A 16,173-nucleotide genomic window follows, 5' to 3' on the forward strand; every position below is an offset into this window, starting at 1 on the left:
TGGAATTAATCTGTAGTCTTATAGTTTTTTGATGAAAAATGTTCTCAGTTTTATTTTCTAAAATTCAATATCCCAGATTCCGGCTTTCCGCTCAAGTTCAATTAAAGCAGCGGCATTGTCTGCAAGAGCCTGGTAATAGTCTTTCCTGATACTGTTGTAGGTTCTCTGGGCATTCAGAACCTCCAGAATAGAACTTTCCCCTCTTTTGTAGCTGTACGTAATCCCTTCCAATATATTTTTGGCTTCTGTGAGCATTCCGTTATGAAATTGTTTTACCTGCTTCTGAGTGGCTGTATATTGCTGATAAGCCTGCATCACATCTGCCCGTATGCTTTGCTCAACCTGCTGGTACTCGACCTCAGCCTGAGAATGGGTCATTTCCGCTATTTTTAATCCCGCATTTCTTTTGTTTGAAAATTTCAAAGGAATGCTAAGTCCTATTTTTACTGCATTTACGGTTGGTGAAGGAGCTATTTCATTGATCGCTTCAGTATGTCGCTCTGCACCGGCACTGATGCCTAGGTCTATGGCACGGTTGGCTTTTTCAAGGTTGATTTGGCTTTGGGTGATCTGTGTATTTTGTCTGGCTGCTAATAAATCTGTTCTTTCATTCAGTGCCTGGAGGATCAGATCATCTACACTGAAATCTCTGTTGAAAGCATTAAAATCTCCGGTAACCTCTCTGCCGGTCATTTTGTAGTCACTGAGAAATACCGATAAATTGGTTAATGCTTGTAGCTCCGCACTTTCAGCCTGAAACACTTCGTTGAGTAAGGAGGCTGCCTCCAATTTACTCTGTTTTGCCGTAACCAGTGATATTGTTCCTAGGCGGTATCGGATGCTGTCGGACTTGGCCAGTTGCAGTATGTTTTTGTATGAGTCCTGCTGTACTTCCAGAAGGGCTTTGGATTTTAAAGCATCGATATACCCTAAACCTGCATCGGCACGGAGGTTTCTGAAAAAATCCTGCAATTGTATTTTGCTCAGTTCAGATTGATTTCTGGCCAGATTTATTCTGGCTTTTCTTTTACCTCCCAGCTCCAGTGTCCATCCGATAGAAGCTCCGTAAACATACCCCATATTCTCTCTTACCCCATTGTTGGTGGTTTCCATTTCCAATTGGGGATCCGGAAACATACTTGCAGTCTGGATCGATGCTTCGGCTATACCTACGTTGTATTTTTGGGCAGCATAGCTGAGATTTTTCTTTCCTACAAGACTCAGGTATTCTTCAAAACGTATAAGTTCTTTTTCCTGTGCCTTTACGATATCTGTCATGCTGAATAATACAGCAAATAGTATGATAAAGTGAGCTCTAATTTTCATCTGATTCTAAATTTTGTTTTTCGTTGCGGCGTTCAGCCATATAATAAATAGCTGGCAGAACAAACAGTGTTAAAATAGTAGAGAACATCAATCCGTAAACGATCACTGTAGCCAGAGGCCGTTGTACATCTGAACCGATTCCTGTAGCTAATGATGCTGGAAATAATCCGATTACTGCAACGGTTGCCGTCATCATTACCGGTCTGAAGCGATCTTTTGCTCCCTTGGTGACTGCAAGCTTCAAATCATAGCCTTTTTTACGAAGGTCGTTGATGTGGGAAATCATAATGACCCCGTTCTGAATGGCGACCCCAAATAATGCAATAAACCCGACAGCAGAAGACACATTAAGAGACATTCCGCGTATATTGAGGGCCAGCATTCCACCGAATAATGCCAATGGAACGATAGACATAAGCACCAAGGCCTGTCTGAAATCACCAAATGCACTATACAATAGCAGAAACATAATTGCTAATGCCAGCGGAACAATAAATGCCAATCTGGAATAAGCCCTGTTTTGGTTTTCAAACTGACCGCCCCATTTGACCTGGTATTTTCCATGATCGTATTGAATGTCTTTTTCAATTTTATCCTGAGCTTTTTTCAGAAAAGAAGAAAGATCGGTACCTCTTAAATTCAGTTTTACGGTGAGATGACGTTTATTCATTTCTCGGGTAATGGTACTTTCACCGGTGCTTAATTTTACTTCTGCTACCTGTGACAGTGGGATTTTGGCTCCGGAAGCTGAGGTAAGCATCAGGTTTCCTATTTTGTCCGGAGTGTCGCGGCTGTCTTCGGTGTAACGGCAGGAAATATCATATACTTTATTGCCGATAAAAATTTGGGAAATAGCTTTTCCTCCCAATGCAACTTCAATAAGGTCTGCTACATCTGCCACATTGAGACCATACTGAGCAATCTTATCCCTGTCTGCAATAATTTGCAGTTGAGGTAAAGGAGGTTCCTGATCGATGGCAAGGTCAGCAGAACCTGGGATGGTATTCAAAGTAGACATTATATTTTCAGCAATCCTTCTGGTTTCCTTGAATTCTTCTCCGTATACCTTTACAACCAGTTCACTGTGAGCCCCGGAAATTTTATCCATAACCCCGTCAATCATAGGTTGTGAAAAACCTACCGTGAATCCCGGCATATTTTTATAATCTGCAGCCAGTTCTTTAATTAAATCTGCTTTAGTTTTTCCCGAAGGCCATTCGCTGTAAGGCTTTATACCAACAGATACTTCAAAATGAGAAGCGGTCCATGGGTCAGTACCATCATCATTACGGCCTGCCTGAATCATCATATAGGTGACTTCCTGGTGTTTCAGTGTTCGGGCACGCAGGGTATCACTCATTTCTTTTGATTTGGCTAAAGAAATACCGGGAGGCAGCTGTACCTGCAGCCATATAGAGCCTTCATCCAGCTCAGGAAGGAAGTCTTTTCCTACGGTATAGGAAAGTATTCCTGCAGATAATAATACAATGCTGACCGGTATAATGACTTTTTTAGGAGTCTGCATGATCTTTTCTATTCTTTTTCCATAGGCAGTACTTATTTTTTCCAACCATTTGTTATGATATATTTTTTGTGGTTTACGGTAGATCACATAGGCTAATCCCGGAATCAGAAGTAATGCTACTGCCAGTGCTCCCAATAAGGCATAACCTACTGTGAACGCCATTGGGGTAAACAGTTTTTTCTCCACTCTTTCAAATGCGAATAACGGGAGATACGCAGTAATGATAATAATGGTGGAAAAGAATATAGGCTTGGCCACCTCAATCACTCTTTGGGTAATTGTTTTTTCTTCCAGGGTTTCTTCTGCATTATCTTCTCTTTTCTTAAGGATAGTTTCCAACATGACGATGGCACCATCTACAATAATCCCAAAATCGATGGCTCCGAGTGAAAGGAGATTGGCAGGAATATTAGTGAAATGCATTAAGATAAATGCAAATAATAAGGAAAGCGGAATGGTAATAGCAACCAATAATGCACCTCTCCAGCTTCCAAGGAATACAATAAGTACAATAATAACCAGCACAATTCCTTCTGTAAGGGTATGGGATACAGTGGTAAGTGTTGTTTTTACAAGGTCTGTTCTATCCAGGAAAGGATGGATTTTTACCCCCGGAGGAAGGGTCTCTTTATTCAATTCCTCAATGGCCTGATGAACACCTTCCAGTACCTGTGACGGATTTTGTCCTCTTAGTAAAAGTACAATTCCTTCTACACTTTCGGAGTAGTTGCGTTTTCTGTCTGTATAGCTTAGAATACCTTTTCTTTCGAGGTTTCCATATTTAAGTGTTCCTACATCATTCAGGAAAACAGGAACTCCATTCTGTGTTTTCACCACAATTTTTCCAAGGTCTGTTAAATCTTTTACCAAACCTATCCCCCGGATAACATAGGCCAGATTTCCCCGGGGTAGCATACTCCCGCCGGCGCTTACATTATTTCTGGAAATAGTTTCGGTAACTTCAGATAGTGAAAGACCATACTGCTCTAGTTTATGAGGATCCAGCTCGATCTGAAACTGGGTAGTAATGCCTCCGAAATTGGTTACATCAGCAATTCCTGAAACCTGTTTAATGCGTGGAATAATTACAAAATTTTGCAAATCTGTAAGTTCCCGCAGACTATGGGTATTACTTTCGATAATATAACGATAGACTTCGCCGATAGGAGAGGTAAGGGGATCCAGCCCCGGCTGTGCCCCATAGGGAAGCTCCACATCTGTCAGCCTTTCCTGGATTCGCTGTCTGGCCCAGTAATCATCTACACCGTCATCGAATACCATTGTGATAATAGAAAGTCCAAAAGTACTTTTGCTTCGCATGACATGCATTCCCGGAAGTCCGTTCAGAGCCCTTTCTAACGGAATGGTAATTTGCTGTTCTACTTCTTCAGCAGCCAGTCCCGGTACCTGTGTAACCACCTGTGAGCTGACATCGGCAATGTCAGGATAAGCTTCTATGGATAATCTGGTCCAGGAATAATAGCCAAAAAAGCCTAGTAAAAGGAAGAGCGCGAGCATCAGCCACCTCTTCTGTATAGAGATTGTAAGTAATTGCTTCATAATTCTTAATTTTTGTACAGTATATAAAGTGTGGCGTATCATGTAATTGTGCTGAGCAGGATACTGTCTTTACAGGTTTTAGATTGTACATTTTATCACATTCATATTATTTTGCATCCAGCATATAAATTCCGCCCTCAGTCATGATGGTTTCTCCTGGTTTTAATCCTGAAATAATTCTTACTGATTTCTGGTCTGTTTCACCTATGGTTACTGAACGTCTGGTAAATTGGTTCTTTCCCGTTTTTATCCATACATACTGAGTATTATCCTGCTGCATTAAAGCCGTAACGGGGATCATAACTGTTTTTTCGGGGGTCGTTGAGAAATTAACGGTGGCATACATACCCGGTTTTAACTTTCTGTCCGGATTGTCACATTCTATAAGGACTTTTATACTTCGGGTATTTTCGTCTACTATTTCATTAATGTGGTATACTTTTCCTGTAATATTTCGATCCGGATAAGCACTTATTTTTACAGAGACATGATCTCCGATATTGACAAAACGAATGTCTTTTTCTTTAACATCCCCGGAAATCCATACTTTGGAAAGTTCTGCAATAATAACCACAGGATCTGCATCCCCCTTCAGATACTGACCGTTAACAATCTTATTGGAAATAATTTCTCCACTGATAGAAGCTCTTACAATAAGGGGGCTTCCTATACCTCCTCCTTTGCTGTTGTATACCTTTAGGGCAGAGGAGGCATTAGAAAGTGAGGTCTTTTTATTTTTAAAATCTGTTTCCGCTTCATCCAGCTCTTTTTGAATACCAACCCCATGTTTTACCAGATCCTGTTGGCGTCTGTAGTTTTTCTCTGCAAGCTGCATATCATTTAAGGCATCTGTATAATCTTTCTGAACTGAAAAATAATCGGAAGAAAGAATTTCAAAAAGTGGGCTTCCCGCAGAAACATTTTGGCCGAGCTGGATAAAGGATTTTGTAATTCTTCCGGAAAAAGGACTGGCAATTTCTGCATAATGATTGGGGATTGCCTGGATAGTTCCTGCGGATACTACACCATCACTGTGTTCCTCTTCGGTGACCACTTCTGTTTTAATTGTTTTTAAAACAGGATTGTTTTCAGGAATCATCACATGATCTCCTTTGATTTGAAGGTCCTGGCTTTGTGGGGTTTCACTTTTGGGATCTTTACAAGAGGTAATAAAAGCCAAAAGTAGTATTGATAATACGGTATTTTTCATATAAAATGTTTATAACCAATTAATTATTTATTTCTAGTTGAGCTGATGCTATAATGCAATAGTTATATGCAGATTTTTATTTTGCCATACACTTATCATAGCCACTGTCCGAATTTTTTAATGAACCATTGCTTTACGAACTGAGTGAGGATGCAATATCCAGTAAGCATGACAACCAGATAAGGAAAATACCCCATAGGTAAAGGTTGCATTTTAAGATATACAGCTAAGGGAGTAAAAGGAATCAGTATTCCAATCAGCATGATTAAACTCGTTAAAGCGACTACAGGGGCGGTTGCCCAGCTTTGGATAAAAGGGATCTTTTTCGTTCTGATGATATGTACAATCAGGGTTTGTGAAAGCAATCCTTCTACAAACCATCCTGTCTGAAATAAACTCTGATGCTCCGGAGTATTGGCTTTGAAAATAAAGAACATAACAGCAAAAGTCAGATAATCAAAAATGGAACTCAAAGGACCTATATACAGCATAAACTTTTTGATACTGTCAGCTTCCCATTTTTTTGGTTTTTCCAGAAAATCTTTATCCATTGTATCCCAGGGGATGGAAGACTGTGATATATCATAGAGTAAATTCTGGGTTAGAATCTGCAGCGGAAGCATTGGCAAAAACGGAAGTAATGCACTGGCTCCGATCATGCTGAACATGTTTCCAAAGTTACTGCTGGCTGTCATTTTTATATACTTAATGATATTTCCGAACGTTCTTCTGCCGTAGATTACACCACTGCGTAAAACCATTAAATCTTTTTCCAACAGGATGATGTCTGCGCTTTCTTTTGCAATGTCTGCACCGGTATCAACGGAAATACCAACATCAGCTTCCTTAATGGCAGCCGCATCGTTAATCCCATCTCCCATAAATCCTACGGTATGCCCTTTAGATCTCAGTATTTTTACAATACGTTGCTTTTGTAACGGACTTACTTTTGCAAAAACAGAATAAAGATCCATGTCTTTACTAAGCTCTTCATCGGTTCTGTTGTCTAATTCATCACCAAGCATAATCATGGTAACGGGAATCCCTACGTCATGACATATCTTTTTAGCGACAATATCATTATCTCCGGTTACTACTTTTACTTCCACACCCAGCTTATGTAAAGCTTTGATACTAGGTTCCGCCGATGGCTTTGCCGGATCAAGGAATCCTATAAAACCGGTAAGTGTAAGTTGATTTTCGTCGGCAACAGAATAATTCAATGGATGGTTTCCGTCAAATTCTCTGATTGCAACCAGTAAAACCCGTAACCCTTCAGCATTGAGCTTTTCAGACATTCTGATGATTTTCTGCTTCATACATTCATCGAGAGGAACAATATTATCGTTCTCAATATGCAAACTGTTGTCTTCTCCAGGATCTAAAGCATATTTGCATAAGGAAAGCATTTCCTCTACTGCACCTTTGCAAATCATCAGGTGTTTACCACTGGAAGTGTTGAGGATAACGGACATTCTTCTTCTTTCAAAATCAAAAGGGATTTCATCTACCTTCAGATACAGTTCATCTGCTTTCATCATGTTGTGAACCTCAGCATGATCCAAAACAGCCTGGTCTAACAGATTTTTGAGCCCGGTCTGATGGTAGCTGTTGAGGTAAGCCCATTTCAATACTTCATCATCTTCAAGCCCCTGAACATTGAGATGAGTTTCCAGTACAATCTTGTCCAGGGTAAGTGTTCCTGTTTTATCAGTACAGAGAATATCCATGGCACCAATATTCTGAATGGCATTCAACCGCTTAACGATGACTTTCTTCTTGCTCATATTAACAGCTCCTTTCGCAAGGTTGGCGGTAACAATCATAGGGAGCATCTCCGGGGTAAGTCCCACAGCTACTGCAATGGCAAAGAATAAAGCCTGCATCCAGTCTCCTTTTACCAATCCGTTGATAAGAAAAATAATGGGGGTCATCACCAGCATAAACCGGATGAGCAGAAAACTTACTTTATTCACACCTACATCAAAAGCAGTTTCGGATCTTTTGGAAACCAGGCTTCTGCTGATGCTTCCGAAATAGGTGAAAATACCAGTGTTAGCTACCACAACCGTGGCTGACCCACTTACCACGTTAGTGCCCATAAAACAGATATTTTGTAAGGATAATGGGTTTTGATTCTTTGCATCTTTGATGGGAAGAGCATTTTTCTCTACAGGTAATGCTTCTCCGGTAAGAATGGATTCACTGATAAAGAGATCTTTGCTTTTCATAATTCGGCAGTCGGCAGGAACCATATCGCCGGCAGAAAGTATAATCATATCACCGGGAACAATTTCACTGATATCTATTTCCTCACTTTCTTTAAACTTTCTTTTGGTAAGACAGCTCGTTTTTACCATTCTTTTTAAAGCTTCTGCTGCTTTGTTGCTGCGGAACTCCTGAATGAATCTTAGGGTGGTGCTGAACAGAAGCATCACTGAAATAATAATGCTGGTGCTGAGGTCCTTTTCATCTGCAGGCACCAGGATAACATCAATGAATAATGAAATCACGGCGATACAGGCAAGGATATAATTGAAAGGATTAAAAAAAGAATGGGCAAACTGCTTCAGCCATGAAGGTGCTTTCTGAGTGGCAATTTCATTTTTACCATATATTTTTAAACGGTCTTTTACGGTGTTTTCGCTAAGCCCTTCTTCTGAAGTTTCCAGCATAGCATAAATCATTTTTTCGTTCTCTGATGCAGCTTCTTTCAATTTTACAAGAGCTGCGGAGTTGAGATTTTTGTTGGAATATTTTTTTAACATGGCTTCAGGGTTGGTGTTAAATGTTATAAATCAGTTTCAGTACCTATAATTTTCCAGCTTACCCTGATGACTTTATCTTCAATAGTAAGTCTGCTGGTTATTTTTTCCATGAAACTGTCCTGTGGAGTAGAAGCGTGCACTTCTGCTGTAATAATGGCATTTTCAGGAACGCCGTTATCATCGCTGGTGAGAGATTTCAGTAATATTTTATCATTCCCGCTTAAAGACTGCATCAGCTGTATCCGGATGTGGTTTTCCACCTCACTTTTGCATTTGATACTGATTAAATATTCGGTATAATGATTTCTGCTGCTGATATTGTTACCAAGCTTTACTCCTAAAGGGCGGAGAATGACATGCGTGAGAATAATAAACCCGCTTGTAATAGCAGCTTCAAAAGGAAGTCCTATAGCGCTGAGGGCTCCTACGGAAGCTGAACACCAGATAGTAGCTGCAGTGTTGAGTCCCCGTACGGTAAGACCGTCTTTCATAATAACACCTCCGCCCAGAAAACCTATACCACTCACAATATAGGAAGCTATTCTGCCTGTAGCATCACCGCCGATTCTGATGGAAAGCAGTACAAAGGCCGCAGAGCCCAGGCATACCAGTGTATTGGTACGGAGGCCTGCACTTTTTTGACGCCACTGTCTTTCGAAACCAATGCCGGCACCCAGGAGGAATGCTGTGAAAAGACGAAGGGTAAATTCTAGTGTATTCATAATCTTTTTGTTGTATGGCAAGCAGCCGATATACAGAAAGATATATTGCTGAATGCCTAGTTATGGTAATAATGGGAAGGATCGGTATCCATAGTGGTTTTTATTTGCTGCAAAGGTATTCCTCCTTTTGGGGAGAAGCCGTTAGAAAAGCTTTAGAATGTTATTAGAAAATGATTAGAGAAAACAGAAGGAAAATGACCTTTGAAAATGAATGTATACATCGGAAAGTGTCAAATGATATTGTGTATAGGATTTAAAAAAAGACCTATGTTCTCACCGTACATCATCATCTGAAACGGATAGAATAGAAGGAAACCTTGAAAGGATTTGGAAAACATAATTAGGAAATATTCATTAACTAAGTCTTATTAATAAATAAAAACTGTACCCATATTGAACGCTAAAATTTCAATACATTTGCTGGCAAGCTATTTTGCATTCGGAATTTCCCGGTTTATAATGATAAAATAAGAGTTTGCCTAATCCCGGAAAATTCTTTCCAAAGTTGTTTTATAAGTTATAAATTTTAGAAATGAAAAAGTCTAATGTAGCTATACCTGCTACACTTTTAGCAATAATCTGCGTGCAGGGTGGGGCTTCCATTGCCAAGCAGCTTTTTCCTGCCATCGGCGCTATTGGTACCGTTAGTTTAAGAATTGTACTCTCAGCTGTTTTGCTCACCTTGATTAACCGTCCAAAATTTTTGCAGTTCACGAAACAAAAATGGAAATACTGTGCTCTGTACGGTATCGGACTGGCGGCGATGAATCTTATTTTTTATATGGCTATTCAGCGAATTCCGCTAGGGCTGGCTGTTACGGTAGAATTTGCCGGACCTTTATTCCTGGCTCTGGCACTGTCGCGTAAGTTACTGGATGTTGTCTGGGCATTATTGGCCTGTGTAGGGATTTTACTTATCGTGCCCTGGCAGAGTAATAATATAGATTTATTGGGGCTTGGACTGGCCTTTCTGGCAGGAATGTTTTGGGCAGGTTATATTGTAATGGGCGGAAAAGTAGCTAAAATAATGGATGGAAAAGATGCTGTTACTACCGGGATGTTATTTGCAAGTCTTGTGATTATTCCTTTTACCATTTGGGATGGCGCGGTTTTCAATCTTACACCAACCCTTTTTATAAAAGGGCTTGGAGTTGCTATCTTATCCAGTGCGCTACCGTTTTCTCTGGAAATGATGGCACTTAAAAAACTTCCGGCCAAAACTTTTAGTATTCTGATGAGCCTGGAGCCTGCATTTGCTGCTTTTTCGGGATTATTATTCCTATCCGAGAGTTTAACCTTTTTACAGTGGATATCCATTGCCTGTGTGATCGCAGCCAGTATAGGAACTACTGTTTTCAGTAAAACTTCAGTGGAGTAGTGTGAAAATCGTTAAATGATTAGGATCCTGGTATTTCAAACTGTATTGTAAAAATGGTCTTATTATGCTCTGATGCTACAGAAATTGTTGCATGATGAAGATGAATGATTTTTTCTGTCAGAAATAGTCCAATACCATAGCCTTTTTCCTTTTTTGAGGTTTCACTTCTGTAAAAGGGTTCAAAAATACGCTGTAAATCTTCCCTGGAAATAATGATGCCGGTATTGGTAAAACTGATCGAAAGTGTATTTTTATGGGCTATCACATCTATTGAACATATATGCTCAGGGGAATATTTACAGGCATTGTCAATAAGATTATTGAAAGCTACCTGCAGCAGATATTCATTTCCCTGTGTGATCAGCTGATGTTCTTCCACCTCATTTTCTATATTCAAAGAAACTTTATACGCCGGATTTTCTCTTGTTATTTTGGTGTAAGATTCCAGAAGTATTTCATCAAGGCGTACTTCAGAAAAGCTGATTTCATTAGGATCATAGCTTGCTTTGGCAAGATCCATTAAACTGTTGGACAGTTTGGCCATATTCCGTGCATCTTCCAACGCATATCGGATGGTCTGCCGGTATTCTTCTTTGGTTTGTTCTTTTTCAGAAGCCAGTTCCAGCTCAGTGATAATTGCGGATAATGGAGTGCGGAGTTCGTGTGAAATATTGGATACAAAATGTTTTTGAGAGTCAAAAGAATTTTCCAGACGCTTCAGCATTCCGTTGAAATTCTGGGCAAGCTCGTTAAGTTCATCTTTTTCTCCGGTCGTTTTTAAGCGCAGCTGTAATTTTCCGGCAGTAATTTTTTTAATTTGATTCACCATTTCACTCAGGGGGCTCAATGCTTTTTTAGAAAGGAATATGCCGGCCAGGTAAATCAGGATCAGGATGCTGATGAAAGCGATAATACTAATGGTAAGAAGATGAGTGAGATATTCATACCCATACTTATCATAGGAAGCAGCGGTTACAGCGTACGATTTTCCGGAATGATGATAGACCATCCCGATAACCTGTAAGTTGTTTAAAAAGAAGTTGATTTTTTTCTTTTGAAATATCTGCGAGAGCATCGCCGGAGTTTCTTTTACGTAATCAACTTTTGCATCGTCATGATAAATGAGCTGGTGATTAGAGTCATAAATAGCGACTTGAACTTCGTTAAGTGTTCTGTTGTTATTTTTGTACAGCTTATGCATTTCCTGTTCCGGGAGTGAACTTTGGAAAAACAAATCAGCTTTGGCAATAGCCTCGTTTTGCAATTCGCTGTAGAAAGATTTTTCTCTGGCTTCTTTGGAAGAATAATAAATAGAAAAGCTGTAAACCCCTAAAAGCATTGCCGTGATTAGGGTAAAAAGGAGTGTAAGCCTGGTTCTTATTTTCATCCGTTTGTTTTTAGTTCACCTCGGTTAATGTATGATGCCCGTTTCGTAATCTTTTTTTAAGATAAACCCCATACCTGCTTTGGTATGAATAAGTTTAATTTCAAAATCTTTATCAATTTTTTTTCTTAGATAATTGATGTATACGTCAATGAAATTGGTTCCTGTATCGAAATGGGTTTCCCATACTTTTTCCGCAATTTCACCGCGGGAAAGTACCCTTTCAGAGTTTTCCAGCATGAATTTCAAAAGATTGAATTCCTTTGGAGTCAATTTTATGGGAACCTGATCTCTGCTGACTGTTTTTTGTTCCAGATTCATTTCAATGCCTTCATATTTAAGAACAAAAACTTTTTGCTGCCTCTGTTGTGAAAAACGTTTTAGAAGAACTTTAATTCTGGCCACCAGCTCCCGCATTTCAAAAGGCTTGGTTAGGTAGTCATCAGCTCCGGCATCAAACCCTTCCAGTTTATCGTCCGTCGTTCCGAGAGCGGTAAGCATTACCACCGGAAGATTGGGTTTTAAAATCTTTATTTCATTACAGAATTCAAGGCCGTTTTTTTTAGGAAGGACAATATCTGTGATGATCAGATCAAAATCTTTTTGTAATGCCAGTTTAAGCCCCGTTATTCCATCATAGGCTGCCGTTACTTCAAACTCAGCTTCCTGAAGTCCCTTGGTAATCAATTTTGAAAGTCTGTCATCGTCTTCAACGAGTAAAATATGTGGCATAGGAATATAGGGAATGTTTGGGTTGATATGAAGAATAGATCAATACTTCCTACAAATGTAATAAATTCTATTTTGTAATTTTGGCGGCGAAACAATATCAGAATGCTAGGATTTAATATATCTTTTTTAAAAAAAATGAACTTTGCAGGAAGCCTGTTCTTTTTGATTGTACTGCTTGTCAATTGTAGTGCTTCTCCAATATCAAAGCTTAAAAACGGTGACCTACTTTTTGTAACGGCAAAAGAAAGTGGACTCTCCGGAGCAATTAACAATGTGACACAAAAGCAGAAAGCTGCTTCTTTTGATCATATTGGTATTTTAGAAAAAAATGGAAACAAACTGTTTGTATTGCATGCAGCTCCAAAAGGAGGCTCACAAAAGCAGGAATTAAAAGAATTTCTTCAGGATCAGAAAGGAGACGGCCAGAAAGTTGTGGTATACCGTTTAAAGCCTGAATATCAGAAATCAATTCCATCAGCTGTTGATCAAGCAAATCAAATGCTGGGTAAACCTTATAATTTCAATTATATCCTGGACGAAAACTCCTATTATTGTTCAGATTTTATTGAAAGGGCATTTAGAGAAAACCATATTTTCAAATTGGAACCCATGACGTTCATAGATCCTAAGACTGGAAAAATAAATGTTTTTTGGGAAGAATTTTATCAAAAGAAAAATCTTAAGGTTCCGGAAGGAGAACCTGGTTGTAACCCCAATGGATTGGCTGGTTCAGATAAGCTGGAAAGAATAAAAGAATTATAAAAAAAGGTAAAAGAAGCTATAATGGCTTCTTTTTTTTGTTAAAGTTTTAAAAATATTAGTCTACTAATTTGGTAGACTAATATTTTTTTATATTTTTGTCACAGATTTAATGCAGAGTGCAATACAATCTGAAAGTGTTTAACCAAAAATGTTTAGTGATGATTACACCTAATCCTGGCCTGCAGGTTTTGCAAAACAAAATTACCCTGCCTAAAAAAGAATTGATCCTGGAAATAGAGTTAAATGGGAAAATGAAATTCGAACATTTAATGAATACCATTTATAATCAATTGGGCATTTGTCATAGAGTGTTGTCTGCTAATGTGGAATATGTGAACGGATACAGTTTTGGTACAGTACAGTTATATATTAATGTCAATTCAGAAGATTATCAGAACCTAGAGTTCTATCTGAATAAAAATAAACTTTTGAGTACAACGGTAGAGTATCTCTGCCGGAAATATTCTTAAGGGAGATTCATATAGTTTTAATTACTCAAAGTGTCCGGTTTTAATCGGGCACTTTTTTTATGTAAAAGCTAAGATTTCCTTTATAAATTACAGGAGATCACAAACCGAAGATCTGATGGGGGACAGCCGGCAACAATTACTTTTACCGCAAAATTTTCATCCAGACCCTGAATCCTGTAAACAAAGAAAAGAGCGCTCAGATCACTCTGAACGCTCTATAGTAATAAAAATAATTTTATATTCTTTCGATATCAGCCCCAATAGCTTTTAGTCTTCCATCAATATTTTCATATCCTCTGTCGATTTGCTCGATATTGTGGATAATTGATTTTCCTTCTGCAGAAAGTGCTGCAATTAAAAGTGCATTTCCGGCTCTGATATCCGGAGAAACCATTGTGGTTCCTCTTAACGGAGCTTCCTGGTTCAATCCGATTACGGTAGCTCTGTGTGGATCACATAAAATGATCTGAGCACCCATATCGATTAATTTATCAACAAAGAATAATCTGGATTCAAACATCTTCTGGTGTACCAAAATACTTCCTTTAGCCTGAGTAGCTACTACCAGGATAATAGACAATAAATCCGGAGTAAACCCTGGCCATGGTGCATCTGAAATGGTAAGAATAGAACCGTCGATGAATTTCTGGATCTTATAATGTTCCTGAGCAGGAATATAAATGTCATCACCACTTTGCTCAAGCTGAATTCCCAGTTTTCTGAATGTATTCGGGATAACCCCTAATTGGTTCCAGTTTACATTTTTAATGGTAATTTCAGATTTTGTCATTGCAGCAAGACCTATCCATGATCCGATTTCTACCATATCCGGAAGCATCGTATGCTCAGTTCCTCTCAGATAATCAACCCCTTCAATGGTAAGAAGGTTAGAGCCAATTCCTGAAATATTTGCACCCATTCTGTTCAGCATTTTACACAATTGCTGAAGATAAGGTTCACAAGCAGCATTATAGATTCTTGTTTTCCCTTTTGCCAGTACGGCAGCCATTACGATATTAGCCGTTCCGGTTACGGAAGCTTCTTCCAACAGGATGAATTTTCCTCTAAGTTCAGTAGCTTTTAAAGAATAAAAATATTCTTCTTCATCATAATTAAATTCTGCACCAAGCTCTACTAATCCCTGGAAGTGGGTGTCCAATCTTCTTCTCCCGATCTTATCACCCCCCGGAGTAGGCATATACGCTTCTCCATAACGAGCCAGCATCGGTCCCATAAGCATGATAGAACCACGCAGTTTAGCACCATCTTTTTTGAACTCGTTGGATTTTATATAATCAAAATTTACTTTGTCGGCCTTGAACGTATAATCTCCATGTCCGTTTTTAGTAACTTTTACCCCAAAGTCGCCCAGGATTTCAATTAATCTGTTGACATCATGAATATCCGGGATATTTTTAATAGTAACCTCCTCATCAGTTAACAGAACTGCACATAAAATTTGAAGAGCTTCATTTTTAGCCCCTTGTGGAGTTATTTCACCCTGCAATCTTTTTCCTCCTCGTATTTGAAATGTTCCACTCATTATTTTCTGTTTTTATGATTATTGTTATGTCTTCTTTTGTTAGGTTGGTTCTTGTTATTGCTGTTGTTGTTATTACTCCTATTATTGTTACTGTTGCTGTTATTATTTCGGTTGTTGTTACTGGTGTAATAGATTTTACTTTTTTCAAGAGAATCAATTCCTGTAAGATCCAACCTGTTTTCAGACAGTTCCTTCAAGTGGCGGAAAATAACATCATCCGTCACATGTTCCTTATTATAGACATTATAAGATTTCTTCATATTGTTGGCAATCACTTCGATAAGGGCTTCTTTTTCATCGCCCGCCTCCAGTTCAATTGCTTTTTCGATCAATTGAAGAATACTTTTTCCGTAAAACTTAAAGTCACCTTGAAGTTTCGGATATTCCATCCTTTTAGGTTTTTCTGCCAATTCTTCCATTGTAGGAAACGGATAAGGAGAATCTACATCCAAATCGTAATTTGCCAGAATAAAAAGATGATCCCAAAGTTTATGTTTATAATTTTCTTCGTCACGAAGTTGTGGGTTTCTCTGACCCATAAAATCGATGATTGCCATAGCCATTTCACTTCTTTCCTCTTTGGAAGCAAGTTCTTTGCAGCGCTCAACCAACTGTTGTATAATTCTGCCGTATTCGGGCATATGAAGCTGAGTTTTTTGGGTATTGTATTCCATAGTATGCAAATATATGGATTAAAAGAAAAATTGTTTCGAGAATATTAAAAATTTATGATTTTTTAATGAAAAGTGGAGTTGACCTTTCCTATAATTTATTATTGAAAATTAAAATATTT

General features: G+C 38.8%; 12 protein-coding genes. 3 read left to right on the forward strand and 9 right to left on the reverse strand.

The features are described 5' to 3' along the window. Positions 1-57 precede the first annotated feature (57 nt). The 5 genes from JML65_RS11000 to JML65_RS11020 all read right to left on the reverse strand — a co-directional run bounded on the left by JML65_RS11000 (position 58) and on the right by JML65_RS11020 (position 9,111). Positions 58-1,326, reverse strand: coding sequence for a TolC family protein (locus JML65_RS11000; RefSeq protein ID WP_202270901.1), 1,269 nt, complete (start codon positions 1,324-1,326; stop codon positions 58-60). Further along, positions 1,316-4,411 (reverse strand): efflux RND transporter permease subunit, encoded by a 3,096-nt coding sequence (locus JML65_RS11005; protein WP_202270902.1) that lies wholly within the window; start codon positions 4,409-4,411, stop codon positions 1,316-1,318. Before JML65_RS11005 ends, JML65_RS11000 begins: the two co-directional genes overlap by 11 nt. Positions 4,412-4,517: 106 nt before the next feature. Next, entirely contained in the window at positions 4,518-5,621 is a 1,104-nt protein-coding gene (locus JML65_RS11010; protein ID WP_202270903.1) for an efflux RND transporter periplasmic adaptor subunit, read from the reverse strand. A 95-nt stretch (positions 5,622-5,716) separates the two neighbouring features. Further along, positions 5,717-8,389, reverse strand: coding sequence for a magnesium-translocating P-type ATPase (mgtA, locus tag JML65_RS11015; protein WP_202270904.1), 2,673 nt, complete (start codon positions 8,387-8,389; stop codon positions 5,717-5,719). A gap of 23 nt (positions 8,390-8,412) precedes the next feature. Next, positions 8,413-9,111, reverse strand: coding sequence for an MgtC/SapB family protein (locus JML65_RS11020; protein ID WP_202270905.1), 699 nt, complete (start codon positions 9,109-9,111; stop codon positions 8,413-8,415). A gap of 532 nt (positions 9,112-9,643) precedes the next feature. Here JML65_RS11020 and JML65_RS11025 point away from each other — a divergent pair. Next, positions 9,644-10,489 (forward strand): EamA family transporter, encoded by an 846-nt coding sequence (locus JML65_RS11025; protein WP_047490400.1) that lies wholly within the window; start codon positions 9,644-9,646, stop codon positions 10,487-10,489. A 19-nt stretch (positions 10,490-10,508) separates the two neighbouring features. Here JML65_RS11025 and JML65_RS11030 read toward each other — a convergent pair whose 3' ends face one another. Together JML65_RS11030 and JML65_RS11035 are read right to left on the reverse strand one after the other, a co-directional pair. Then, positions 10,509-11,876, reverse strand: a complete 1,368-nt coding sequence (locus tag JML65_RS11030) for a sensor histidine kinase (RefSeq protein ID WP_115917735.1) — start codon at positions 11,874-11,876, stop codon at positions 10,509-10,511. A 24-nt stretch (positions 11,877-11,900) separates the two neighbouring features. Beyond that, positions 11,901-12,605: a response regulator transcription factor gene (locus JML65_RS11035; protein WP_084085395.1), complete on the reverse strand. Its 705-nt coding sequence runs from the start codon at positions 12,603-12,605 to the stop codon at positions 11,901-11,903. Positions 12,606-12,740: 135 nt separating this feature from the next. Between JML65_RS11035 and JML65_RS11040 the strand changes: the two genes are divergently transcribed. Next, a complete protein-coding gene (locus JML65_RS11040) occupies positions 12,741-13,367 on the forward strand; it encodes a YiiX/YebB-like N1pC/P60 family cysteine hydrolase (RefSeq protein WP_237390850.1) in 627 nt (208 codons plus the stop codon). Positions 13,368-13,525: 158 nt separating this feature from the next. Beyond that, positions 13,526-13,837, forward strand: a complete 312-nt coding sequence (locus JML65_RS11045) for an NIL domain-containing protein (protein WP_047490408.1) — start codon at positions 13,526-13,528, stop codon at positions 13,835-13,837. Positions 13,838-14,072: 235 nt separating this feature from the next. Here the strand turns inward: JML65_RS11045 and murA are convergent, their stop codons facing one another. Continuing rightward, positions 14,073-15,380: a UDP-N-acetylglucosamine 1-carboxyvinyltransferase gene (gene murA, locus JML65_RS11050; protein ID WP_202270907.1), complete on the reverse strand. Its 1,308-nt coding sequence runs from the start codon at positions 15,378-15,380 to the stop codon at positions 14,073-14,075. Then, the gene (locus JML65_RS11055) at positions 15,380-16,054 is read right to left on the reverse strand and encodes a DUF4290 domain-containing protein (protein ID WP_084085394.1); all 675 of its coding nucleotides are present in this window, start codon (positions 16,052-16,054) and stop codon (positions 15,380-15,382) included. Before JML65_RS11055 ends, murA begins: the two co-directional genes overlap by 1 nt. Between the last annotated feature and the right edge of the window lie 119 nt (positions 16,055-16,173).

The organism is Chryseobacterium sp. KMC2 (assembly GCF_016756935.1).
In the GTDB taxonomy this organism is placed as follows: Bacteria; Bacteroidota; Bacteroidia; order Flavobacteriales; family Weeksellaceae; genus Chryseobacterium; species Chryseobacterium rhizosphaerae.